The 22,009-nt window shown below is 59.2% G+C and carries 14 protein-coding genes, 1 tRNA gene and 1 pseudogene; 7 read left to right on the top strand and 9 right to left on the bottom strand.

The genetic code is table 11. The features are described 5' to 3' along the window. Positions 1–131 precede the first annotated feature (131 nt). From KBY90_RS12050 to KBY90_RS12035, 4 genes are all read right to left on the bottom strand, one after another. The gene (locus KBY90_RS12050; RefSeq protein ID WP_254968894.1) at positions 132–554 is read right to left on the bottom strand and encodes an NUDIX hydrolase; all 423 of its coding nucleotides are present in this window, start codon (positions 552–554) and stop codon (positions 132–134) included. A 9-nt stretch (positions 555–563) separates the two neighbouring features. Next, positions 564–806 carry a hypothetical protein gene (locus KBY90_RS12045; RefSeq protein ID WP_254968893.1) on the bottom strand — a complete coding sequence of 81 codons (243 nt, stop codon included), beginning with the start codon at positions 804–806 and terminating at the stop codon, positions 564–566. Between the two features lie 577 nt (positions 807–1,383). Continuing rightward, the gene (locus KBY90_RS12040) at positions 1,384–1,773 is read right to left on the bottom strand and encodes a hypothetical protein (protein WP_254968892.1); all 390 of its coding nucleotides are present in this window, start codon (positions 1,771–1,773) and stop codon (positions 1,384–1,386) included. A 659-nt stretch (positions 1,774–2,432) separates the two neighbouring features. Continuing rightward, positions 2,433–2,506: transfer RNA gene (locus KBY90_RS12035), tRNA-Pro, on the bottom strand. Between the two features lie 176 nt (positions 2,507–2,682). On the opposite strand from KBY90_RS12035, the gene KBY90_RS12030 reads away from it, so the two are divergent. Further along, the gene (locus tag KBY90_RS12030; RefSeq protein ID WP_254968891.1) at positions 2,683–3,879 is read left to right on the top strand and encodes a hypothetical protein; all 1,197 of its coding nucleotides are present in this window, start codon (positions 2,683–2,685) and stop codon (positions 3,877–3,879) included. Between the two features lie 2,493 nt (positions 3,880–6,372). On the opposite strand, the gene KBY90_RS12025 is transcribed toward KBY90_RS12030, so the two are convergent. Continuing rightward, a complete protein-coding gene (locus KBY90_RS12025; protein WP_254968890.1) occupies positions 6,373–7,353 on the bottom strand; it encodes an IS5 family transposase in 981 nt (326 codons plus the stop codon). 891 nt (positions 7,354–8,244) lie between these two features. Here KBY90_RS12025 and KBY90_RS12020 point away from each other — a divergent pair. Beyond that, the gene (locus tag KBY90_RS12020; RefSeq protein ID WP_396122587.1) at positions 8,245–8,541 is read left to right on the top strand and encodes a transposase; all 297 of its coding nucleotides are present in this window, start codon (positions 8,245–8,247) and stop codon (positions 8,539–8,541) included. An 87-nt stretch (positions 8,542–8,628) separates the two neighbouring features. On the opposite strand, the gene KBY90_RS12015 is transcribed toward KBY90_RS12020, so the two are convergent. Both KBY90_RS12015 and KBY90_RS12010 read right to left on the bottom strand, forming a co-directional pair. Continuing rightward, positions 8,629–9,054 carry a hypothetical protein gene (locus KBY90_RS12015; protein WP_254968889.1) on the bottom strand — a complete coding sequence of 142 codons (426 nt, stop codon included), beginning with the start codon at positions 9,052–9,054 and terminating at the stop codon, positions 8,629–8,631. 129 nt (positions 9,055–9,183) lie between these two features. After that, complete coding sequence (locus tag KBY90_RS12010) at positions 9,184–10,233, bottom strand: hypothetical protein (RefSeq protein WP_254968888.1); 1,050 nt, start codon at positions 10,231–10,233, stop codon at positions 9,184–9,186. Between KBY90_RS12010 and KBY90_RS12005 the strand changes: the two are divergent. Further along, a pseudogene (locus tag KBY90_RS12005) lies at positions 10,222–11,358 on the top strand (IS5 family transposase). The gene KBY90_RS12010 and the pseudogene KBY90_RS12005 sit on opposite strands and share 12 nt — an antisense overlap. Before the next feature lie 319 nt (positions 11,359–11,677). Here the strand turns inward: KBY90_RS12005 and KBY90_RS15195 are convergent. Together KBY90_RS15195 and KBY90_RS12000 are read right to left on the bottom strand one after the other, a co-directional pair. Continuing rightward, positions 11,678–12,262, bottom strand: a complete 585-nt coding sequence (locus tag KBY90_RS15195; protein ID WP_396122582.1) for a tyrosine-type recombinase/integrase — start codon at positions 12,260–12,262, stop codon at positions 11,678–11,680. Between the two features lie 348 nt (positions 12,263–12,610). After that, the gene (locus tag KBY90_RS12000) at positions 12,611–15,475 is read right to left on the bottom strand and encodes a bifunctional DNA primase/polymerase (RefSeq protein ID WP_254968887.1); all 2,865 of its coding nucleotides are present in this window, start codon (positions 15,473–15,475) and stop codon (positions 12,611–12,613) included. Positions 15,476–16,020: 545 nt separating this feature from the next. Between KBY90_RS12000 and KBY90_RS11995 the strand changes: the two genes are divergently transcribed. From KBY90_RS11995 to KBY90_RS11980, 4 genes are read left to right on the top strand one after another with little or no spacing between them, the layout of a single operon-like run. Beyond that, positions 16,021–18,045, top strand: coding sequence for a class I SAM-dependent DNA methyltransferase (locus KBY90_RS11995; protein ID WP_254968886.1), 2,025 nt, complete (start codon positions 16,021–16,023; stop codon positions 18,043–18,045). Then, the gene (locus KBY90_RS11990) at positions 18,042–19,403 is read left to right on the top strand and encodes a restriction endonuclease subunit S (protein ID WP_254968885.1); all 1,362 of its coding nucleotides are present in this window, start codon (positions 18,042–18,044) and stop codon (positions 19,401–19,403) included. Before KBY90_RS11995 ends, KBY90_RS11990 begins: the two co-directional genes overlap by 4 nt. Next, a complete protein-coding gene (locus KBY90_RS11985; RefSeq protein WP_254968884.1) occupies positions 19,400–20,344 on the top strand; it encodes a DUF4268 domain-containing protein in 945 nt (314 codons plus the stop codon). The genes KBY90_RS11990 and KBY90_RS11985 overlap by 4 nt, the downstream gene beginning before the upstream one ends. Continuing rightward, a complete protein-coding gene (locus KBY90_RS11980; RefSeq protein WP_254968883.1) occupies positions 20,341–21,903 on the top strand; it encodes a type I restriction endonuclease in 1,563 nt (520 codons plus the stop codon). The genes KBY90_RS11985 and KBY90_RS11980 overlap by 4 nt, the downstream gene beginning before the upstream one ends. Positions 21,904–22,009 lie beyond the last annotated feature (106 nt).

Genomic DNA, 22,009 nt, shown 5'->3' with positions numbered 1-22,009 from the left:
GATGGCCCATGCCGGTGCGGTTCCTGGCCTGCCGGAGCTGCTGGAGCACATTCACAGCCAGGTGTCGCCGGAGATCCGGATCCACTGCCGCCCGTCCCCGGCTTTCTCGCACGCGCCGGGCCGTGTTGGCTTCAGGCCGGTTCCACCAGCACCTGCTGCATCACCTCCAGCAGGCCATCGGCCAGGGGGCGGTGCTCCTGCAGACGGCTGCTCCAGATCGTTCCTGCGAGCAACTCCTCGGCGCTGACCAGGGCCATGTCCTGGCCTTCCAGCAAGCGCAGCTGCTCCAACGGCACCGACAGCTCAGAGCGGAACACATGGGCGGTGCGCCGGTGGATGTGATGCACCATGGCCAGCTCCAGGCTGGGGGGCTGCCAGCTGATCTCCTCCAGCAGCTCCCGGCGCAGGGCCTGCTCGGGGGTTTCGCCGGGATCGAGATGCCCGCCGAAGAGCCCCCAGCAGCCGGGGGCGACGATGGTGGGGATCTCGTCGCGCAGCTGCATCAGCCAGCGTCCGTGCCGCTGCAGCATCGCCAGGGCGACTTCAACGGCCATCGCTGCCGATCAGCCTGCCGCCGGCCGGCGCTGCTGTGCCGCGAACAGCGCTGCGCCACCGGCGGCCAGTACCAGGCCACCGCTGACGGCCAGGAACACCAGGGTCTGCAGCAGCAGCAGGACGATGCCCAGGGCTGAGGCTGCCTTGATCTGCACCCTGGCCTTGATCAGCAGGGTGAGCAGCAGCAGCACCGTGGCCTTGAGGGTCAGCACCCTGGCGGTGCTCAGGGGGCAGAACGGGTTCAGAAACACGGCGGCAGTCCTGTTTTGCCCATCCTGGCGTTGCGTGGGGTGGGCAGGAGCGGCGGCGGCTCCATCCCTGGCGCGGCTCTTCAGGCTGGACGGCAGTGAGCCTGTTGAGGTGCTATTTGCGGAATAGACTTGGACAGGGCTGATTTGTCTCTAGGGGAAGACCTTCACCTCTACAGACAGCAAGGTACAGACAGCAAGGCAGCAGCGAGAAAGAAAAACAGCCCCAGGGAGCTCACCGGGGCTGAACCTTGCCGCTCTCAAGATAGGCCGCGCTGCCCATGAGGCAAGTCCTGTGACCTGCAAAGACCATGAAGAGGACGCCGGATCAGCCGTTTGTGCGAAGCAATGAGCATCAACACCCATTGCCTGATCGTGTTCCTGATCTGCAGGTTCCACCATCAAGAAGTGGTGGGTGCTGCGCTGCCTCCATCCGCCCGGGGGGCAGCGGGCCGGGGCATGACGTAGCCGGTGCAGATGTTGCGATGCAGGGTGACAACCCCGGCCAGCGCCAGATGGCCCCCGGTCCACACCGTGGCCGCCAGCGCCTGGACCGTGATCAGCAGCGGAACAGCACGGGTCAGTGGCTGCGACCAGCTGATGCCATGGCCCGCGCTGCGGTTCTCTGGCGGTGGGGAGCTGCCGGATAACGCTGCGTGAAGTGCGACAGCCGGCTGAGGGGTGAGCGGGCCCTGAGGGCGGCTTGCCGCTGCTGGTCACGGAAGGGGCGATCCAGCTCGTCCATGGCCGCGGTGTCGCCAAGGTCCTCGACGCCGTAGAGCAGGGCGATGATCCGCTCCGGATCCATGTTCTCGGCCGCGGCTTCCTGCCAGAGCCGCTCCGTGCGCTGCCGGTCGCCGCGCAGGAACTGGGCCTCGGCGAGCTGGCGGGTGAGCGCGAACAGGAGCTGCCGTTGCTTGAACTCATCCAGGCTGCCCTCGAAGTGACGAGGGAAGTCGCTCGTGGCCATGCCCATTCTGCTGCTTCCTGAGTCCTAGGAATGCCGGCGGCGCGGCGCACGGGCCGGGCGGGCTCCGGACATGAAATGTAGCTGTTGCTACCAATGCTGCACCTCGTCTGGATGGGCCGAGGATGGCCGCCTGTCGCGGGCGGTGCAGGCAGCGCTTGTGCAGCCGGCCAAGCACCCTGGCTTGGTGCTGTTCATGGCCAAAGAGGGATCCGGTGATTTCGGCGAACTCCCGGGGACGAGGGCGAGCTGTTCCTGGACTGTCTGCGCCAGGACCCATCAAGCGACCTGATCGAATCGCTCCTGCACGCCGGCGATCTCACCACCACCCTGACCATGGACGGCGCAACCATCGAAGTCGAGGAGTCGGGCGCAGGTGCACCCTGCCTCGATCTTCGCGCCATCGAACTTCCTGCGGCTGGTGGTGGATGCGGACGTGGTGAAGGGCGCAAAGGACGCCGAAGTGACCGCGCGGGTGAGCGCATGGGCGGCGGAGCGCGGCGGAACCGCTTGCGTAGCCCTTGCGCCACCCCGCGCACACTGAGGCAACCTGCACGCCCACCTCTGCGGCCTCCGGAGCCCGCCAGGAAACAGCGCAAGGATCGGCCTACCGGTTTGCGCGGTTTGTGCGCACTGTGGAGGGCAGATCCCTGAGAAGTCAGTCGGGGCGACAGGATTCGAACCTGCGACCTAGTGCTCCCAAAGCACCCGCGCTACCAAGCTGCGCCACGCCCCGCCGCCCACCACCATACGTGGTGATTGCCTGTCATGCCTGATGGGGCCTGATATCTGGCGCCGCAAGGCTTCTGGTCACTGGGGTGCCTCTGGCGGCCCGCTTGTCGCAGCTCGTCGCTGTCCGTCCCGATTAGGCTCCTCTCAGCTCTCACCCAGCTCTCACAGCTATCAGCTCTCATGGCGTCCAAGCAGCAGGATGCGGCCTCCGCTCTGTGGGTGCGAGGGCTGCGGGCCAACCTCCTCGTCTCCGTCGGGCGAGCCTGGAGCATCAGCCCCATGAGGGGCAAGGCGAAGCTGTTCGTCCGCTTTGATGACGGGAGCCGCCGCTCTGTAGTGCTGCCGTTCGCGTGGGTTCCGGCCCAGGCTCGGGAGATTCAGGCGGCCGTGGAGCGGATCGCCGAGCAGGTTGTAGGCGGAGCGTCGCTGGCCGAGGCAGCGGCCCCCTTCACCGGAGGCCAGAAGGTGGCTCCCACACCTCCAGCGGAAAACCCTGACCTCCTCACCCTCTGGACCCGCTTCGGCGAGGACAAGGTCCGCAGCGGGCGGATCAAGCCCACCACCTGGGCGAAGGACTACAGGCAGACCGAGAAGCGGCTGGTCCAAGTGGTCGAGAGGGCAAGCAACGCCAAGGAGTTGCTCTCCAAGCTCGGGGAAAAGTGGGATGCAGGTTCCCGCCGCCGTCAGATCGCCGTGCAGCACGTTGCAGCAATGCTGCGCTGGGCCTGTGACGAGGATCTCCTGCCGCCTGATCGCTGGACACCGCCGAGCAGCCTGACCCGCTTCGTTGGCGAAGCCCTGGCCAAGAACGAGGTGGCAGTCCCGCTCACCGACGAGCAGATCCTGGGGTTGCTGGAGGCTCTGCCCGGTGATGCGGCTGGCCAGCGGTGGGGCTACGCACTGCGGCTGATCGCTGCCTATGGGCTGCGGCCTGTCGAAGTACTGCATTTGCGCCTCCGGCCCGATGGTCAGCTCTGGTGTGACTACCAGAAGCGGAGCGGGGGCGGGGTGACCAAGCCTCGGCCACTGAGGGCGCTTCATCCTGAGTGGGAGGAGGAGTGGGAGCTGCGGCAGCGGCTGACGGCGGGAGAGGCGCTGCCCCCGTTTGGTGGAGGGGTTGCCGATGCCGCCAGGCGTTACCTCGTGCGCCAGGAGGCTTGGCAGCGACTTGCACGAATGGGCTGCACTGTCTACGGCTTCCGGCATGGCTACGCCCTAAGAGCACATCAGACCTATGCACTAAGCCCCAGGGTTGCTGCTGCATTGATGGGCCACTCTGTCAATACGCATCAGTCGGTCTACGGCTCCTGGGTCGATAAGGTGACAATCGACGAAGCCATCCGGAGGGGTCTCAACCACCGGCAGTTGACGAAATGAGACAGGCCCGTGTAGGGTTTATGGACGCCAGATGTCCTTCCTGGCGGGCGCATCAGCAACCCACGGCCTGGGCCTGATGTGAGGCAAACGCCTATTAGGCTCTGCGTGAGGCAGGGTGCCGCAGCCGAAAGCGGCGCAATGACGCTATCTCCAGAAGGCTGTCAAGCTCTACTTACCTTTCACATGACATCCGCAGTACATGCGGGGCCTTGGGTGAGTGCGGAGAAGGCCGCTGCTGAAGTTGGTATTTCGCGCGCTTCGCTCTATAGGCTTCGCCAGATTGGAAAGCTAAAGCCTGGTGTTCATTTTATTAAAACACTGCCAGGCAGGACAAGTCGTGTTCTTTGGTGCCCTGAGAAGATAAGGGAGGAACAGGCTGCCTGGACAAGTGTTCGTCGCCGCGCGCATTAGAGTTGCATGCGTCTATGTTGAGATAGGGGTGCCATGGCCTTGGAGTGCATGCAGGCCTGAGGTCGGTGTTGGTCCGTCGCACCTTAAGGCGTAGCATTCTCAGCCCACATTGGCGCCTGAGCAACCCGCTGAGACAGAACAGCTAGGGAGTTGACATTTGGTCCTTTTGGTGCAGCTATGAGTCCCTACCCAAAGTTGAACACTTAGAAAAAGCTTGCGTCGACATAAAGGTATTCGCGTTCTTTCTACATTTGCATCTATCTGTTCTGCAGTGTCTCTGCCTGTCCCATGACTATACACAGGCAAAGGACGACGCTATGCAGTGAGCCAAGGGGGACTTTACATCGCACACCGGACACACCAGCGCACGGCTGGGTAAACACAACTGAGTTGTTTCAAAAATCCCAATTGGCAGGAATACACTCTATGACCTACGCACCAAGGCCTGTCAACTGACAACTGTTGGCGCAGCCTCCATTCCCCGACTGTTACAAACATCTGGGAATTGCCCTGCCTCCCAAACTTATGATTCTAGAGACGTTTGCTTTGCCAGGTTGCGTCGTCCCAGCTCCAGTCCGGCCAGCTTCCTAACCCGATTAAGCGTGGGGCCAGCCGGATGATCTCGCGCAGCTGGCCGTGCCGAGGCGAAGTAACTTCGCGTAGGATGCGTCACGGTTCATGGACAAGACTTAACGTTGTGGAGAATTGGCGAACTGAGCATAGAAGGTGCAGAGATGAAGCATGGCATCATATCCTCTCGCTGTGCGAAGTCCATGGCGACTATGAGCAGCTTGATGATCTCCAGGAGCTAAATGATGCCATTTTTGAGATACTCGAAGGTCTCAATGGAGCCTTCCATGGGCTTTCGGACTCCTTATCTGGATTCGAGAGCTTAGAGTTAATAGGGATCCAGAGGCTCCAGAATGATGCCGAGGTAACCTCTAGTATTATTGAGGATCTTGAAAACCAGGCGGAAAGGGTGGCCAAATGTTATCTTGATGCTCTCGCCCGACTTCTAGGATCTGCTGGTTAACTCAAAATGCGCCCTTGAATCATCTCACGACTGTGTCTCAGGAAGGCCTGTGGTCAGGCCAAGTTTCCGAATACAAAGTACGGCAAGACTTATTGTTTCCTCGTTTAAATACTTTTCTCGTAGGGCGACCGTCCAGGTCTTCTCTGTGTGGAGGAGTATTGGCTTGGAATCCTCACTCAGTCGGCCACCTGGCGAGGCATGTTCTCTAATGCCTAGACGCAGGCTTGTGCGGAGTGTTAGGAGCTGACCACTAGGGTCCAGAATTCTGTGACGGCCTCATACCAGGTTCAACTGGACGGTCACCGCGAATTCCCTCCGAGAGTTGCTTCAGCGGCCTTGATCACAAAACTCTCAAGTCAAAGAGCAAGTATTTCTCTGTGGATTCTGGATAGCTCAATCCTGAACATCTTCCCGGTGGTCGTCTGAACATAAAAGTAGTCTAACTCCTCGCCTGAGTCTTTGCTGATTGGCCCTACGTAGGGTATGTCTATGGCTTTCTTTGGTAGAATCACTGGATCTGCAGGGTTGATGCAGCATTCACTTCCGGGAGCTGTGTATAGCCACCACAGGCTTTCCTTTACTGCATTTCTTCGTTTGGCTCGACGCCTGGCTAGCGCCCACTTGTTGCAATAGCCCACATCGCGAATTCCAATACTTGTCTCGCCTGCATTGATAGCATGTATGCCAGGGCGAACAACGCCTCACGCGAATTGCAAATTGCTTGGCACGAGCATAAGCCTTTCTTCTTTGTCCCTAAGTCTCTGGCAGAAATTCAACGTGCTGAGGAGCGCGCCATAGGCTGCGATCACGAGTGTTACCCATTCTCGGAGCGAGTCCGCATTATCCATTAGCTTTCTGTCGACGTGCATCGAAAGCCTAGGGAAGCTCTAAGCAACAGGGGCTTGAGCGGCTCCTGAGATCAGACACCGCCGGATTGCTCCTACGGCTGTGCTCAGGGACTGATCTGTGCTCAATCAAGGTGATCTTATGCCCCTTTTGCGCTGCCCTGCACCCGTGAATGGCCTCATACGGGCACACCACTCCCCTGATCATGAAGACACAAGCAACTGACGCCGTGCGAGGAACAGATTCGTCAGTGCTGCCAGCACGTTGATTTTGCAGCGGTTCTTGGCGAGGCCGCGCAGGCGGGTCTTCTGAAAGCCGAACTGTTGCTTGATCACCCGGAATGGATGCTCACCTTTGGCGCGGATGTGGGCCTTGGCTGTCTCCACCAAATCGTCCAGCCGGCCATCAGGTGTATCGGGCAGTGCTCGCCGCTTACCGGGACGCATGGCCACCCGAAACTCCGTTGTCTTGCCTGCCATCTCCGGCCTCTTGGCGATTCCCTGGTAACCAGCGTCGGCGTAGACCACCTTTTCCCCACCATGCAGCAGCTCAGCTGCTGGGGCGAGGTCATGCACGATGGCGGCAGTGGTGACGACGGAGTGGATCAGGCCTGAGTCTTTGTCCACGCCCGCGTGGATCTTCATGCCGAAATACCACTGGTTGCCCTTCTTGGTCTGGTGCATCTCCGGATCCCGCTCACCAGCCTTGTTCTTGGTGGAGCTGGGGGCGGCGATCAAGGTGGCATCGATGATCGTGCCCTGCTTCATGGCCATACCCCGTTCCCTGAGATGGACCTTGACGGTCTCGAAAATCTGCTCGCCGAGGTTGTGCTTCTCCAGCAGGTGCCTAAAGGCCAGGATCGTCGTCTCATCGGGGATCCGGTCGCTGAGCATGTCGATTCCCGCAAACCGGCGCATCGTCGGCACTTCGATCAAGGCATCCTCCATCGCTGGATCACTGAGCGAATACCACTGCTGCATCAGGTGTATCCGCAGCATTGTGGCCAGCGGGTATGGCGGACGGCCGCCTTTGCCGCTGGTCTTGGGGTAGTGGTGCTCAATCAGAGCGATCAGGGCCTGCCAGGGCACCACCGCGTCCATCTCAGCCAGGAACTTCTCACGCTTGGTGCGCTTCTTGGCGGTGGTCTGCTCGTAATCGCCAAATCCCAGCTGCTTACCGCCCATCAACCAAGTCCTGACCTGTGATCACAGCACCATTATCCCGTGGTCAGGCTGGGTTTTCCAGGGTTTCCCTAGCAGGCGGTGTCGGCTCTAGCGATAGTTGGCTTGCCGCGCACATATTCTACTCAACTCACACAACTGTAAAAGCACGGACGAATCGATTAGGGAAAGCTTCGACAACTGATCAACGAGAAATGTCAGCAAGGCATAAAAGTAGCCTCGCGATAAAACTCAACGGGGACCGTGAATTGTCAAGGCCTCGCTTAGTAAAATGTATTTTCGGTCAAGGGAAGAACCAAGGGTTTTCAGTTGAACGCAATAACCAATTATCTGCATGTGCAGTAATAATGGCCTGTGTCAGGGTTGTAAACTCTTGTGCAGAAAGGCTGCGGGCCTACGCACAAGCCGCTGCAGCTAGTAGGAGTTGCATTGCTGCAAGAAGAAGAAATATTGACAGTTATATCTTCGGGAGAGCATCCTAGGCGCTTTGCCTCGGATTGTCGAAAGTCTATCTCGGTTGCTGCTTCCCAAAAATATTCATCGTCGATACAGACAGCTTTGAAACCAAATTTAGAATAAACCTTGATGTCTGGATCGAGTCCGGAAGGGACTGGAGGGGCAGGGTCATCCTGCTCATACACTTTAACACCGTTAAACTCAATCATTTTTGTTTGTAGAATTGGATACTAAATAAATGCTAGAGATCTTTTTTTCTCGGAACTTGCCAGCTCCAAAAGCTTCGCAAAACGTAATAACTTGATGGGGTCTCAGCCTTTGGAGGCTCTTAGAACAATGTCTTGGTCGGCTCCTGAGATCAGACATCGCCTGATTGGCTCCTCTAGCTGTGCTCAGGGATTGATCTGTGCCCAACAAGGGTGATCTTATGTCCCATTTCTGCTGCCTTGCACCTGTGAATGGCCCGTTTGGGCACACAAGGATGCCGATGCCAGGACCCGCATGGCCCGCAGGCTCCGGAGCAAGAAAGGAAGCGCGCTCTACGCCCAGCGCAAGGCGATCGTGGAGCCGGTGAACGGCCAGATCAAGGAAGGGCGAGGCCTGCGGCGCTTTCTGTTGCGCGGCCTGGAGAAGGTGAACGGCGAGTGGCACCTGATCGCCGCCACGCACAACCTGCTCAAGTTGTTCAGGTTCAGGCAATCTCAGCAGCAGGCGCTGGCAGTAGCGACGGGATGAGGGCAAACAGCCTTGCCGGCATCGGCGCGGGCTGCATGCGCACCACATTGATGGGGCTTAGGACGAAAACGGCCAGGGCAACCGAGATCAGCGCAGCCGGATTGCGCTGCGAGTGCTGGCCTGGAGCCCTATTGGCAACAAACTCCGTAGTCCCGGCTCCTCGCCGCCGATGAAGGTCTCATCGACCTCCACGGTGCCTGTCAGCCGTTCCCGTCCAGGACGCACCAACACCGAGCGCAGCCGGTGCAGGATCATCCACGCGGTCTGAATCAAGCCGATCTCCCGGGTGCGCCTCAAGCTCAACGCGGCGATGCCGTCCTTGGCGCTCGCGAAGAGCCAGCAGGCGTTGAACCACACCGTCAGCGGCGTGCATGTGCGATCGAAGATTGTGCCCGCCGTAATCGAGGTGCGGGCATAACAGCCAGAACACTCGAACCGGCCATCAACGAGCTGCCAGCCGCCCGCGTGACCGCAAGACGGGTAGACACGAACCCTAAGGGCCAGCGCAGCCACGCCAGACAGTCCTCATCCGTACGGAAACCCGCCTGTATCTCCCCGAACGACTTCGAGTAGTCCACACCGGCACGGGGCCTAGCCATCCAGCCAGGGTAACTCATGTAAATGGAAAGCCGAGATAGAGAATTACAATCTGACCCAGCGGTTGCCTTGAAATCTGAGAAACTCGTCAACATCAAAACGTGAGAAGCGAGCCAAACCTTCTCCTGCCCATACTGGCTTAACGTTGACTGCATTATCTGCTCGGTGCTTCCAATATTCGCCTATGGTAGAGAATACGCTATTGCCTCGAACTGCTATGGCAAACATGAGATCATCATTCCTGCCCCATGTAAAGGCAATATTGGCGCCATTACTCACAAGCTGCGTAGATATCTCATTAACATACAGCTTGCCAGGATCACGAGCGTGAGGCCATAGCCACTCATAGCTAATCACTGTGCCATTGCGCCGGATCTGGTACCCATCTTGATTGCGTCCGACAATGGAAAAAAGGATGCCGTTGCCAACATCAAGGCTTGCAAAAATATCCGGAGATCTGCCATCGCGATAAAGATTTGCCGATGCGGCGGCCAATTGATCAGAAGTTGAGACTAGGCTTTCACGATTACAGATATCAACTTGCATACTGGACTGGACAATGCTCGAGGCTACAAGATTGACAATGTCATCAGATCCGGTTACAGCCTGGTGCCTCCAGTAATACTCTTGGACATTTTTCCAGTAAAGGTCGGTGTTCTCCTCGACAAGTGCTACCTCTCGTTCTTCGTCCGGAGCAAGCTCGAATCTACCAAGGTATTTGAGACTAGGATCACATGATCCATTTGCGTTAAGCCCAGCCTTTATGTCGTTGATCGTAGCGAAAGGAGATTGATTTTTGATGATAACACGTGCCATGCAAAATCCCTGCGTCTCGAAGCAATTGTAGGCAACCTGGAATTCCAGCAATGCATTGATGCAAATCGTAATAGAGCTCTTTCGTTTGTACGGGTGTCGGTCGACAGAAAAGTCGCTCGAGCCTTCTGGAGAACCTAGAAAACCAAATACGACCACGTGATGAGAAGTGATAGATAGGTTGGGTGACAGATATCCACCAGAGCTCATTAGGAGTTCGCGGAAACACCCCGCCGCCACTGCCAAAATGGGATAACTGCTCAGTCGTTGATGCGAGGTCAACAGGAGCGCAGCGGCTCCCTGTTCTCCTACGTGTCGATCGAGGAGCGGATCCCGGCCAACCATTCACTGCGGCGGATCTGGAAGCTGGCTCATCAGGCCCTCGATCGCCTCAACCCCACCTTCTGCCAGCTTTCCCCCTTCGAGGGCCGGCCATAGGTTCCGCCGGAGCAGTTGCTGCTGGCTTCCCTGCTGCAGGCCTTCTACGGGATCTGCTCCGAACGGTTGTTGCTGGAGCAGCTCAACTACAACCTGTTGTTCCGCTGGTTTGTGGGGTTGAGTCCCGATGATCCGATCTGGCACCCGACGACGTTCACCACGAACCGTGAGCGGCTCTTGAACGAGCAGGTGATGGGCAGGTTCCTTGACAAGCTGATGGGGGCTCCGGAGGTGAAACCGCTGCTCAGCAACGAGCATTTCTCGGTGGATGGCACCCTGCTGCAGGCCTGGGCCTCCCATGCCTCACTGGAGCGGATCGATGGCTAGGACGACCCACCGCCACCACCCTCGGGGCCGGGAGAGGGATTTGGACAACCCAAAGCAGGGAAGAAGCGAGCCAAAGGAGACTTTCGCGGCGTCAAGCTCAGCAACGAGACCCACCGCTCCAGCTCCGACCCCGACGCCCTGCTGGCCCGCAAGTCCATCGTCCATCCAGCAGTTCTCAGCTGTCGGGGCCACGTGCTCATGGACAACCGCCATGACCTGATCGTTGATTGTCGCGTGACCTTGGCGGACGGCTACGGCGAGCGGGAGGCGGCTAGGGCGATGGCCGCGGATCTGAGCGGGGCCCACCAGAAGACTATCGGCGCCGACAAGAACTACGACACCCAAGGGTTCGTGGCCCAGATGCGCCGGCTGGGCGTGACGCCGCATGTGGCCCAGAACACCGCTCGCCCCGGCGGCTCGGCGATCGATGGCCGCACCACCGGTCACAAGGGCTACACGCAGTCGATCAACGCCCGCCGGGGGATCGAGAAGGTCTTCGGCTGGATCAAGTAGTGCGCAGGCCTGCGGCAATTCAAGTTGCGCGGCCAGGAGAACGTCAGCGCCGTATTTGGCCTGTACGTGATCGCCTACAACCTCATCGGGCTGGGCAACCCTCTCAATCCTACTCTGCAGGCGTCATGAACATCCAGTTGCCCAGAGGTGTGGCCAGACGGTGGCAGCGGAGGAGCAGAAATAGTCCCCCAGACAGCGCAACTGAGGGCTCCGGACACCTGACACAGCTAGATCAGCTGAGTCAGGCAGAAATCAGACCGCGGGAAGGAAAGATGCGACCTAAAAAAGGGCTTTTTTGCAAACTCCTAATCGGCGTCACGTGGGCGTGGGGCAGGCCATGTAGCGTTGCGTGGGGTCGAGGTTTTTGTCGCGGCCCAACCCCTAGTTGCTTCACATCCCCTTGTCTGTGAGCAACCTGAGGAGACAGAACCTCTAGGCAGGCACGGAGTTACCCCCCAATAGTTGCTAACGCTGACAGTTCGCGCTCGGGGGAAACATCAATGTATCGAGCCAGCATGTTTAGGTTTGTGTGGCCGGTAAACCGTTGAACGGTTTTCAAATCAATCCCCTGCATGGCCATGGTAGTCGCCAGACTTCTCCGGAAAGTGTGGGTGCTGCAACCAGTTGGCAGACCTGCCACCCTGATGGCCTTCCGCAGGGCCTTGTCGACCGCCTGAGGGCTGATCGACTGTGTCGTAGATGTCCTGGAAGGGAAAACGTACTCGGAGGGCCTTGGAGCGGTTCCGATTAGTGTGCACCACCACTCCCTGTAGGCCACGAGCTCAGCAGCCAGCCTCGGCCCGATCAGGGGCTCCCTGGTGGTGCTGGTCTTGGTGGTCACGCGCCTGAAGACGATGCGATCGTGATGCAGGCATGCCCAAGTGAGGAGCGTCGTCTCCCGCACCCGCGATCCTGTGAAGCGCATGACCTGGCAGAGGGTCCGTACAGGCATGGATGGAATCGCCATCACCAGCCGTTCAAGCTCAGCGGGCGTCAGTGTCCGAGCCTGGCCCGATCGACAGACCTTGGGCATGGCAGGCTCAAGGAGTTGGTGTTTCGATCATAACAACAACTCGCCAGTGTTGCTTGGACATCTGAGGAGTCAATGGAGGCCAATCCGTGGGTGAGACTGCCTGAGACAACAGGGCTCATTGATAACACCTTGATGATGATCTTGTCAACTTCTCAAGGGCGTGGAATGCAGTCGCTCGACAGGAATTGATGACCCTGCGGTTCAACTCTTGACATCTAAGTCCAGTGACTGGCCGTTTGAGTCGAGTTCTTTCTAACCAACAACCCTCTTACCGAGTCAATAGTTGAGTCTGGAATCGACTCTCAGCGCGATGGATATGACTGATTATCGAGGCAGGATTGGGATTTTTCACCCACAGCTCGACTGTGTCAAAGCCTCCCCATTCTTGGTTTCAGCCCGCCGCTCCGCTTCCAGATCTCGAAGCATGTCGTCGTAGAAGAACTCCCACATGAACTGGTCTTCGGTCATGGGCGCCCCACCAGGGGTCCAGACCGGGGTGACCCCATCCGGGTAGAACTCGCCGTTCTCGGGGCCAGACCCCCCTATATGTGCCTCTACCGCTCCTTTTTCCGAAATTGCCTGAGATCCATTGCGGGGCGTGGGATCTGATTTACGGAACGATTCCCAGGTCTCACTGGTTTCGGCCGCCCTTTCCGAAAATGCCTGACCGGTCTCGGGAGTCCCACCCGAGACGCTTGGAACGTCCTCGGGATTTTCGGAATCAGGGGCATTTTCGGAAAGATCTGCCTTTCCGAAATTGGGGTCGTTCCGAAAATCACTTCCCTTCTCCCCCAATTGATTTGGGGTATTTTCGGAAAAAATACCTTCATAATCGTGCATATATAGGGGGGAGGAGCTGTTGACCCGGTAGGTGGGGGCTGGCCGCCCCTTCTCACCTGAGACCCGCTTCTTCCCTTCCTTCACCAGCCCCTTCTTGACCCACCGGCCGACCCAGTTCCTCACGCTCCTGTCTGAAGGGACCTTCAACCCGAGCCCGATACACATCGACTTGATCTCGTCATAGATCTCAGCGACCGTCATTGGATCATTCTCCGGATCCTCGGTCCTGTCTTTCAAGACCTTCAGCACCATCGTGTAAGGATCCGGATCCCCCTGCCCGTTGTTCTCCCTCCTCTGCGTTGGCGTGTAGTCATCCAACGTGAACTCAAAGTCCACATTCCTCTCGCTGACCAACAGGTCCCCCTCCCTCCCGAGCCTGGACTTCCCGATCTGGATCATCCGGCAGGCTTCCGCCTTCCTGCCCCGCTCCCTGAGGCTCTCCAGCTCCTCGTCCGTGGGCTTCCGGAGGTGCCAGGTCTCATCCACCGCTGCGGCCAGGTAGCGGGTCCCCCGAAGCTCTCCCTGAGCGTTGTCGTGGTGGATCCACAAGAAGCAGGTCGCCGGGAAGCCGTCCTCGTCGTTGCTGCCGTTCATCGCGGCGTACTCGTAGAGAGGCATGGCGAACGCCTTCTTGTGCTCCTCGGCCTGCATGCGGGTGGAGGCACTCCCGAGGCTGTCTACAACCACCAAGATTGGCTTGTACTTGAGGATCCACTCCCGCATCTTCTGCACATGGTTGAGCTGGAAGTAGCTCTTGACAATGAACCGATGTGACTTGTAGTCAATATCATTGTCCTCGCAGTCCTGCAGCAGCTTTCCGACCGACTGGTCGTTGCTGATCCAGAGGACGTTGCCTTCGGCTGCCTCGACATCGAGGCCCCGGACCTTCATCGTCTTGCGGTTCAGGATCGCTCTGACCAGGGCCAGGCAGGTTGAGGTCTTCCCGAGCCCGCCTGCGGCATGGAGGATCACCTGGGAGGGCTTCACCAGTAGATCGGGGATCACCGGGTTGAGTCTCTGGACCCCCTCCCACCACTCAGCGTTGTTGGCCTCCTCGCTCTTCTTGAAGTAGCGGTACTCGTTGAGAGCCTCCATGCACTGGAAGCCAGACATCCGGCGTCCTGTTTCCAGCGCCAGCAGGGCCATCTTGTCCAACTGGACAGCCGGGTTCTTGTTGTCCTTGTAGATCTTGAGCAACTGCTCAAGGAACTCATCCGCCCCCATGGTGACCTTCGGCACCTCGGTGGTCTTCTGCACCGGCAGCGCATCATCCGGGTAGTGGAACCCGAGTTCGGTCACGATCCGCTGGACGTACTTCTCCAGGGCGGGGCCCGTGGGTTTGCCCACAGCCATGTCCCCGGTCTCCACCTTGTGGACGAAGTCGAGGACGTCACCACCAACCCCGCAGGCTTTGCAGTCCCAGCAACCGTTCTCGGGGTTGAACTGGAACGCTGTCCCCGACGAGCCACCATGCCAGGGGCAGTAGTTCATCATCTGAGGCCGGGAACCCCCGCGAGGCTTCCACCTCTTGAAGTTCGGGTGCTTGAAGATCAGATCCTCCAGCCTCGGTATCAATGCGTTCTGGACCGGGCCGTCTTTCTTGAAGAACCAGCCTCGGATCTGAGGCGGCGGCAGCAGGGTTTCTCCAACCTCGTCGGTCAGGTCACGCAGATCCTCCTCGGAGAGGAACTCCACAGGCTCGCGGAACGAGCCCATCACATCGCACAGCCAGGCTGGGGCCTCAGCAGGCTTGCCCCCGTTGTAGTTCAGGAACCGGTACGGCTTCTTGGTATCTGGATGCGGGCTGTTTGGAAGAACGCTCTGGCACTTGTTGAAGCGTATAACGACCTCTTCGTAGTCGTTTTCAGCCGCCTTGCGGGTCTGGAGGTCGTCCTGCTCCAGCCCCCAAGTGCCGTCCAGACGCAAAACTAACTTATTGACGTGATCCAGTTCCTTATACAAGAACTCCGGAAGCCGGTACAGAATCTGCCTCCGACCTGGCTTTCCAGACGTCCACGACATCGTCGTCTCCTCGCCCAGCGGCTCGTAGGCATCCCCGAGCACGGCTTTCAGCCTCGCGTCAGCCTCGGGCCCATCGATGTCAATCGCCACCAGGCCATGGGAGAGGCGACCGGTGACCACCCCGAGCCCGCGATAGGCGCTCTTGGCGCGGTATTCAGACTCGCACTGCTTCTCAGACAGTGCTTCGTTCTGCCAGCCTGAGACGTAGGTGTCCTTTCCTGCTACAGGAATGATCGCCCAGTGGGAGGGGAAGACCCCTCGCTTCCAGAGGTCGAAGACACGCTCCCCTTCAAATAAAGATGAATTGTGTTCTTCAGATTCAGATGAGGTGTCGTTACCAGGTTCAGTCATAGCTCAATTAGGACAGAGTGCTTATTTGCCGACAGCAAAAGTCGTCGACCAGAAGGGTGCGCCCGGCCGAGGATGCATCTGCTGCAATAGCCAGAAGCTAGCAGAAATAAGCGGCCCCAGATAGATCCGAATTGACTGAGACTATCGCTGCCGTTATTTCTCTGGTCAAGAGAAGGGGCTATACCTCATAGTCAATTGCCTCAGGTCTAACTCAAGAGTCTTGTCACTCGCTCTATAGCGATGCCTCGGATTGAGACTTTGATCAGGTCGGCCATAATTGCAGTCTTGCAAGGCGCTGTGCCTTAATGGCCTGAATGGCCTTAGGCAGTGTCATTGCCCCCGAGCCTGAGAATTTAATGGATCAGAAGAGTAACAATGCTGACCAGAATGGCCCAGGACTCTGTTTGGATGGACGCGTCGGTTCAGAGATCCATCAGGGATTAGCGGTTGCCCATCTGCATGCAGTGGGAACCGACAAAGTCGCTCTGATCGCAGGCAGATCCGTCCGGCCTCCTCAAAATGCCCACAGGGTCACCCCCCACCTGATGCCCGACCAGGAGCAGCTCGACGAGTTCCTCGGTGCCCTGGAGGCCCTGCAGGGCCAAGCCGGGAACGGCAAGCTGCGGGCGCTTCTGGACTGGGACGAGGCCACCTACGACGCTGTGAAGGCCGAGCTGGTGGCCAAGGGCATCGTGGTGAACGGCAGGGGGCGCGGGGGCTCTGTTGCGCTGGCTGGGGCGGCCACGCCACCCTCACTAGGTCCCTCGGTTCAGTCCACTCCTCAGCGCAGCATGACGGCAGCTTCAGCACCAGTCGGCCCCCAGCCCACCGGCAAGCAGAACCTCTCCTCTTTCATCTGGGCAGTCGCCGACCTGCTGCGGGGCGACTACAAGCGCAGCGACTTCGGCAAGGTGATCCTGCCGTTCACCCTGCTGCGGCGGCTGGACTGTGTGCTGGAGGCCACCAAGGCCGACGTGCTGGCCGAGAAGGAGCTGCGGGAAGCCTCCGGCCTGAACCCCGAGCCGTTCCTGCTCAAGAGGGCCGGCCTGCTCTTCTACAACACCTCACCGCTCGACATGAAGCGGCTGATGGGGGACCAGGACCACATCGGCGAGAACCTACGGGCCTACATGCAGGGGTTCTCCCCCGCCGTGCGGGACATCTTCGAGAGCTTCGAGTTCCACACCCAGATCGACAAGCTGGCCAAGGCCGGCCTGCTCTACCTGGTCACCGAACGCTTCGCGGGGATCAACCTGCACCCGGAGGTGGTGAGCAACGCCGAGATGGGCACCGTGTTCGAGGAGCTGATCCGCAGGTTCGCTGAGGAATCCAACGAGACCGCCGGGGAGCACTTCACCCCCCGGGAGGTGATCCGGCTGATGGTGAACCTGCTGTTCATCGAAGACGACGACGCCCTCAGCAAGCCGGGTGTGGTGCGTACCCTCTACGACCCGGCCGTGGGCACCGGCGGGATGCTGAGCGTCAGCGAGGAGCACGTGGTGGAGCACAACCCGCTGGCCCGGCTGGTGATGTACGGCCAGGAGCTGAACCCGGAGTCCTACGCGATCTGCAAGGCCGACATGCTGATCAAGGGCCAGGACATCCGCAACATCATCTTCGGCAACACGCTCAGCGACGACGGCCTTCAGGAGCTGCTGTTCGACTACATGCTCTCCAATCCACCATTCGGGGTGGACTGGAAGAAGATCGAGAAGGAGATCCGCAAGCAAGCCGAGCTGATGGGCTACGAGGGTCGCTTCGGCCCCGGCCTGCCTAGGGTCAGCGATGGGTCACTGCTGTTCCTGCTGCACCTGATCAGCAAGATGCGCCCAGCGAGCGAAGGCGGCAGCCGCATCGGCATCGTGCTGAACGGCTCGCCACTGTTCACCGGGGGAGCTGGCTCAGGCGAAAGCGAGATCCGCCGCTACGTGCTGGAGAACGATCTGCTGGAGGCGATCGTGGCTCTGCCCACCGACATGTTCTACAACACGGGCATCAGCACCTACATCTGGATCCTGTCCAACCGCAAGCCTGAAGCGCGTAAGGGCAAGGTGCAGCTGATCGACGCCAGCGGCTTCTGGCAGAAGATGCGCAAGAGCCTGGGCAGCAAGCGCAAGGAGTTGAGCCCTGAGCACATCGAGGAGATCACCCAGGTCTTCGGTCGCTTCGAGGAAGTGGAGAAGGACGGCAAGCCCATCAGCAAGATCTTCCGCAACGAGGACTTCGGCTACCGCACAATCACGGTGGAGCGGCCTCTGCGCGACGAGGCCGGCAACGTGGTGCTGGGCCAGCGGGGCAAGGCGAAGGGGAAGCCACAGGCCGACAGTAGCCTGCGGGATACGGAGAACGTGCCGCTCTCCGAAGACGTGGAGACCTACTTCGCAAGGGAGGTGCTACCCCACGTGCCGGATGCCTGGATCGACCATGACAAGACCAAGGTCGGCTACGAGATCCCCTTCAACCGCCACTTCTATGTGTTCACCCCACCCCGGCCCTTGGAGGTGATCGACGCAGAGCTTAAGCAGGTGACGGATCGGATCCTGGAGATGATCGGAGGGCTGTCGGCATGAGCTTTCCCAGGTATCCGGCATACAAGGATAGCGGCGTTGAGTGGCTGGGAGAGGTGCCGGAGCATTGGGAGGTCAAACAACTCAAGAACTGTTTGACTGCTAATAATGGTGGGGTTTGGGGAGAGGAGCCGACAGGAAGGAGTGACACAATTGTTCTGCGCTCTACAGAGCAGACCGTTGACGGACTATGGGTAATCGATCAGCCGGCATATCGCTATCTGTCCGAGAAAGAGAAAAAAGGAGCATCCCTTAAGTCTGGGGACCTGGTGATTACAAAATCAAGCGGTAGCAGTCTACACATTGGAAAGACTTCCCTTGTCACAGACGAAGTCGAGGCGCTGTCTTGTTGCTACTCGAACTTCATGCAGAGAATCACACCCTGCTCGATGTTGCTTCCAAAACTTGTTTGGTACTGGCTAAATAGTGACATCTCTCGACATCAGTTTAACTACTATTCAAGTTCTACGACTGGGCTTGCAAACCTAAATGCAGGAATAATTGGTCGAATTGCGCTTTCCCTTCCGCCGAAAGCCGAGCAGATCCAGCTTCTATCGTTCCTCGACCACGAAACCGCCAAGATCGACGCACTGATCGCCGAGCAGCAGCAGCTGATCGAGCTGCTCCAAGAGAAGCGCCAGGCCGCGATCTCCCATGCCGTCACCAAGGGGTTGAACCCAGACGTGCCTATGAAGGACTCAGGGGTGGAGTGGCTGGGGAAGGTGCCGGAGCATTGGGAGATCAAGCGAATGAAGCACGTTGCTCGCATGGAGAGTGGCCATACACCTGATCGGAAGATTAATGCCTACTGGCAGAACTGCGACATCCCCTGGGTGTCCCTGAATGACACTGGCTATCTTAGAGATCATGACTACATCACCGAAACAGCTTACTCGATCAATTCGCTTGGCATAGAAAATTCTTCCGCTAGGCTATTGCCCGAACGAGTAGTTGTGTTCTCACGCGATGCAACTATCGGCCGCTGTGCCATAACCACTAGGCCAATGGCAGTTTCCCAACACTTCATCGCTTGGGTTTGCAGTGAGGAACTAAGGCCTGAATACCTGTTATTGCGTTTGCGTTCGATGACTGCGGAGCTTGATCGACTGACGGCAGGGGCCACTCTTAAGACAATTGGAATGCCTGATGTGAAAACTCTCGTCACTCCTCTGCCTCCGTTGTGTGAGCAAGACGCAATCGTCGACAAGGTTGCCGCTATTACAAAGGACCTTGATGACCTGATGACAGATGCTTCCAGAGCTGTTGCCCTCCTGCAGGAGCGCCGCTCCGCTCTGATCTCCGCCGCCGTTAGCGGCCAGATCGACGTGCGTGGTGTCGTTCCAGCTGAGGTTGCCGCATGATCCACGCATCGATCGGCAAGCTCCAACGGGTTCCTCTGCGTGAGGTTTGGAAACATGAAGCGTACGACTTCACCCAATGGTTACAGGAGAACATCGACATTCTCAACGATTCCCTCGATCTCAATCTCGTCACGGCAGATCGGGAGCAGGCAGCGGGTTCGTTCAGCATTGATCTCGTCGCTGAGGACGAGGATGGCACGACCTATGTGATCGAGAACCAACTTGAGAAGAGCAACCACGACCACCTGGGCAAGCTCATCACCTACCTCACCGCCCGAAGCGCCAGGGGTGGGATCTGGATCGTTTCCGAACCTAGGCCAGAACACGTTGCTGCCATGGCTTGGCTGAATGAGTCGGGCAATGCGGACTTCTATCTAGTGAAGGTCGAGGCTGTGCGGATTGGCGATTCACCTGCAGCACCTCTCCTCACCTTGATCGTCGGCCCATCAGAAGAGGCGAAGGAAACGGGGCGAGCCAAGCAGGAGTTGGCGGAGCGATACGACATCCGCAAGCGTTGGTGGACTGCTCTGGTCGCACACCCCGGCGCAAAGCTTCATTCCCACATCACTCCAGGTTCCTACTCATGGCTTGGTGTCTCTTCAGGCATCCGAGGGCTGAACCTGAATTACGTCGTCACCCAAAGCGAGTGCGGAGCAGAACTGTACATCGATCGCGGTAAGGATGCTGAGGAGGAGAACACTCGGATCTTCGATGAGCTACTGGTCTCCCAGGCCCAGATCGACAACGCCATTAGCTTTCCGGTCAGTTGGCAGCGACTCGACAGTCGCCGTGCCTGTCGCCTCCGGATTGATCTCCCAGGCGGTTATCGATCGCCCGAGGAGGAGTGGCCAGCCATTCAGGCGAAGCTGGTTGAAGCAATGACCCAGCTGGAGCAGGCCCTACGGCATGTGCTGAAGACCCTCACGGTGGGGCACCAATGAGCCTTCACAAGGAGATCAACTTCGAAGCCGAGATCGCTCAGCACCTGCGTGCTCATGGCTGGCTCTATGCCGAGGGCGATGCCGCTGCCTACGACCGAGCCCGTGCTGTCTTCCCCGCCGACCTGCTGGCCTGGGTCCAGGAAACGCAACCCGACGCCTGGGAGGTGCTGCAGAAGAATCATGGCGCCAATGCGGCCGACACCCTGCTGAACCGCCTGCGGGCTCAGTTGGATCAGCGCGGCACCCTGGACGTGCTCCGCCAGGGCATCGACCTCCTTGGCCTCAGGAAGCCGCTGCAGCTGGCCCAGTTCAAGCCGGCCCTCGCCCTTAACCCCGAGATCCTCAGCCGGTACACCGCCAACCGGCTGAGGGTGATGCGGCAGCTGCGCTACTCCACTCACAACGAGAACAGCATCGACCTCGTGCTGTTCCTCAACGGCATCCCGGTGGCCACGGCCGAGCTGAAGACCGACTTCACGCAGTCGATCGACGATGCGGTGGATCAGTACCGCTTCGATCGCAACCCCAGGCCCAAGGGGCAGAGCCCAGAACCGCTGCTCTCCTTCCCCAGTGGTGCCCTGGTGCATTTCGCCGTGAGCACCCGGGAGGTGCGCATGACGACCAAGCTCCTCGGCCCAGGCACCACCTTCCTTCCCTTCAACCGTGGCGACGATGGCGGCGCCGGCAACCCTCTCGACCCCGAGCGTGGCTACCGCACCGGCTACCTCTGGGAGGAGGTGTGGGAACGCCACAGCTGGCTGGAGATCCTTGGCCGCTATCTGGTGGCCAGCCGCGACAAGAAGAAGCAGATCAAGGAGGTGGTCTTCCCCCGCTACCACCAGCTGGATGTCACCCGCAAGCTCCTGGCTGTTGTGCTGGCTGAGGGTGCGGGAGGCAAGTTCCTGGTGCAGCACTCGGCCGGTTCAGGGAAGACCAAGTCGATCGCCTGGTCTGCCCACTTCCTCGCCGAACTGCACGACGACGACAACCGCAAGGTGTTCGACACGGTGCTGGTCGTCTCCGATCGCAACGTGATCGACACCCAGCTCCAGGAGGCGTTGTTCGACTTCCAACGCACGACCGGCGTGGTGGCCAGCATCACCAATGATGAGGGCAGCAAGAGCAGCAAGCTCGCCGAGGCCCTCTCCGGCGACAAGAAGATCGTGGTCTGCACCATCCAGACCTTCCCCTTCGCGCTGGAGGAGGTGCGCAAGCTGTCGGCCACCCAGGGCAAACGCTTCGCCGTGATCGCCGATGAGGCGCACAGCTCCCAGAGCGGAGAGGCCGCCGCCAAACTCAAGGCCGTGCTCAGCGGAGAAGAGCTGGCCGAGCTGAACGATGGTGGCGAGGTGAGCATGGACGACGTGCTGGCCGCCCAGATGGCCGCCCGCGCCAAGGACACCGGCATCACCTTCGTGGCCTTCACCGCTACCCCCAAAGCCAAGACGCTGGAGCTGTTCGGCAGACGCCCCAACCCCGCCGAGCCGGCCAGCGACACCAACCGGCCCGAGCCTTTTCACGTGTACTCGATGCGCCAGGTGGGGTTCCCCCGATTCTGAGGACAAGTCGACAAGGGTCACGTCCTGACCACCAGACTGTCCATCGATGTCGAACCCCACCAAGACCCGTCGCCGGTTCACGGCGCAGCAGAAGGCGGAGGCCGTG

This window comes from Cyanobium sp. CH-040 (genome assembly GCF_024346135.1).
GTDB lineage: Bacteria > Cyanobacteriota > Cyanobacteriia > PCC-6307 > Cyanobiaceae > NIES-981.
Note: the sequence above shows the minus strand (reverse complement) of the source record. Positions and strands in the feature narration are given on the sequence as shown.

What these genes read in the sequence shown, in the direction of transcription:
- KBY90_RS12040 (WP_254968892.1), bottom strand. Translation starts at nt 1,773, where the DNA reads ATGGCCACGAGCGACTTCCCTCGTCACTTCGAGGGCAGCCTGGATGAG.
- KBY90_RS11995 (WP_254968886.1), top strand. Translation starts at nt 16,021, where the DNA reads ATGCCCGACCAGGAGCAGCTCGACGAGTTCCTCGGTGCCCTGGAGGCC.
- KBY90_RS11990 (WP_254968885.1), top strand. Translation starts at nt 18,042, where the DNA reads ATGAGCTTTCCCAGGTATCCGGCATACAAGGATAGCGGCGTTGAGTGG.
- KBY90_RS12025 (WP_254968890.1), bottom strand. Translation starts at nt 7,353, where the DNA reads ATGGGCGGTAAGCAGCTGGGATTTGGCGATTACGAGCAGACCACCGCC.
- KBY90_RS11980 (WP_254968883.1), top strand. Translation starts at nt 20,341, where the DNA reads ATGAGCCTTCACAAGGAGATCAACTTCGAAGCCGAGATCGCTCAGCAC.
- KBY90_RS11985 (WP_254968884.1), top strand. Translation starts at nt 19,400, where the DNA reads ATGATCCACGCATCGATCGGCAAGCTCCAACGGGTTCCTCTGCGTGAG.
- KBY90_RS15195 (WP_396122582.1), bottom strand. Translation starts at nt 12,262, where the DNA reads ATGCCCAAGGTCTGTCGATCGGGCCAGGCTCGGACACTGACGCCCGCT.
- KBY90_RS12050 (WP_254968894.1), bottom strand. Translation starts at nt 554, where the DNA reads ATGGCCGTTGAAGTCGCCCTGGCGATGCTGCAGCGGCACGGACGCTGG.
- KBY90_RS12030 (WP_254968891.1), top strand. Translation starts at nt 2,683, where the DNA reads ATGGCGTCCAAGCAGCAGGATGCGGCCTCCGCTCTGTGGGTGCGAGGG.
- KBY90_RS12000 (WP_254968887.1), bottom strand. Translation starts at nt 15,475, where the DNA reads ATGACTGAACCTGGTAACGACACCTCATCTGAATCTGAAGAACACAAT.